We start from the raw sequence: 2,255 nt of genomic DNA on the forward strand, positions 1-2,255 counted from the left end.
GCCCCTCAGGACGCAACGGTTTCGACATTGTCATCGGTAATCCACCGTATATTAGGTTAAAAGAGATCTCAGTAGAATATAAAAGAATTTACAGAAAGGCGTATCCTTATACGGATAATCAATTTGACATTTTCTCTCTATTCATTCAGCTGGGGAGCAATCTCCTATGTAGTAGAGGGATTAACTCTCTTATAATACCAGATTCCTTTATCGGACGCTCAAATTTTGCGAGCCTAAGAAGAGTGCTTCTCAAACAGACACAAATCTTAGTCTGGCTACATCTTGACCAAGTATTTGATGTTGCTAAAGTAGCAAGTCTGATATTCGTATCTCAAAAGAAAATATCGGAACAAGAGCGGGTGCTTCCGTATACGAAAGCTACGAATATAGAAAACTGGTTATCTGGGAAAAAAGAAAGTTATGAGCTAAAAGTTTCTAGTATCTTGGAACGAGAAGACTGTAAAGTAATAGCTGCGTCAGCAGTTCAACTTAGTTTGTGGCAAAAACTAGAGACAACTATCAAGTTTGACAATATATTTCAAGTTTGGAGAGGAGAAGAGTTAGGTAGAAAAAGTCCTATCTTGAATAGCGATGAACTCGACAGCTATTTACCCATTCTAGCAGGTGAAGATGTACACAGATATCAGATCAGTGTCCCAACCAGATGGATCGACAGAAAATTGGTGAAAAAATCTTTGATATCTTATTCCAAAAAAAAGATTCTTATTCGTCAGTTGGGAAATCGGATAAACGCAACTATCGATCTAAATGGGAGTATCGTGCTGCAGTCTGTATATTGTCTTACATTGCGGACAGAGGGAGTAGATGATATCTGGTTTTATTTAGGCCTATGCAATTCTAAATTATATGATTACATATATCAAATAACAACTAGAGATAAACAATCATTTCAGCGAATATTGATAGAGAATATTCGGACATTACCTATTCCAAGTGTAATTGACCCTGGAATTTCTCAAAAAATTTCAATGTTTGCAAAGCAGATACTCCAAAATCCAAAAGAACTATCTAATAGTCAGCAGCTAGATCAACTCGTCTATGAACTTTATGCCTTGACGGATGAGGAGATTCGGTTGCTTGAGAACGATGAATAAAAACAAAGGAACTATTGGGCTACCCACATACCCCATAGGTGTACCATTGGGTAGCCCTATCTTGATGTTCTCTAAGGTATTACTCATCATCGCCGAGACGAAACTCTATCTCGTAGTTCTTGATAAACTCTGTTTCCTCGGTACTAAGTCCATACAGCGGACAGATATAGTCGTCTATCTTATCTATGAAGTACTTAGAGCGTCCTATCTTATACTCCTTAAAGCTATCTATCGTATAGCTTGATGCTGCAGAGGTCTGTCTAGTCTTGGCATTACGCTCTATATCTTCTAAGTACTCACGATATAGCTCTGTTAAATCTCGGCACGCCTGCTCACTAAGATTAGGCACCCTAAACTCGGAAAGTTCATAGTTTTTCCAGTTTAGGTTATCAGAGTAGATTTGATAAAACCAAAACGATAAATTACTACTAAGAATTGCCCCTAAGGGGTAAGCGTAGTCTTCCGAGAGGCGTAGTGTTCGCTCTGCTGAAGAACTATTGCTATAAGGGGTTACTACCTTGAAGTATCTTCCTCCAGCAAAACGGTATATAATAGGACTTCCCTCTTCTTGAATAAGCTCCTCAAGCTTTATGTGCTGTGATAGCTTGCGAAGAATAGACAATTCTATCTCTGTGCTAACCTTAGGGATACGCCCATATAGTATATGATCACGAACCTCCATAAATGAGAGGTTATCTATAAGTTGTTGTAAATTAACTCCTTTAATCTTCCTGTGCATTTTTGTAGCATATACTCTTCTAGCAGGCGACAAGGTCTTACGGAATGACACAATAGAGGTATTGGCTACTGCATTCTCAAAGACAGGTTGAGGTCTTACAGCATAGGAAGATATGTAGATGTCTTCACAATTATGTAGTAATATGTGATGTAGCCCAGACAATGCATCACTGGAAGTAATAGAAATGGGCGTAATCATAGAGAGCACTCCATCTTGGACAAGAAGCGTGTAGCCCAGTTCTATAAAGAGACTATAGGTATCAAGTGATCCCTTTTGAACACCTTTAATTGTTTTAGCAGACTGATATAGTTGTTTGTACTTGGCTTTCTCCTCGGAGGACAACTTTGCACCCCATGGTGGATTACCGATGACAATGTCGAAACCGTTGCGTCCTGAGGGGC

Annotated in this window: 2 protein-coding genes; one reads left to right on the plus strand and one right to left on the minus strand. The window is 39.0% G+C overall.

Translation table 11 applies throughout. The features are described 5' to 3' along the window. Positions 1–1,115 (plus strand): Eco57I restriction-modification methylase domain-containing protein (locus HQ49_RS03550; RefSeq protein ID WP_039418497.1); only part of this gene is annotated, 1,115 nt, incomplete at its 5' end. Between the two features lie 79 nt (positions 1,116–1,194). Here the strand turns inward: HQ49_RS03550 and HQ49_RS03555 are convergent. Continuing rightward, a partial coding sequence (locus HQ49_RS03555) for an Eco57I restriction-modification methylase domain-containing protein (protein ID WP_196296381.1) occupies positions 1,195–2,255 on the minus strand: 1,061 nt, incomplete at its 5' end.

The organism is Porphyromonas gulae (assembly GCF_000765945.1).
GTDB classification, from domain to species: Bacteria; Bacteroidota; Bacteroidia; order Bacteroidales; family Porphyromonadaceae; genus Porphyromonas; species Porphyromonas gulae.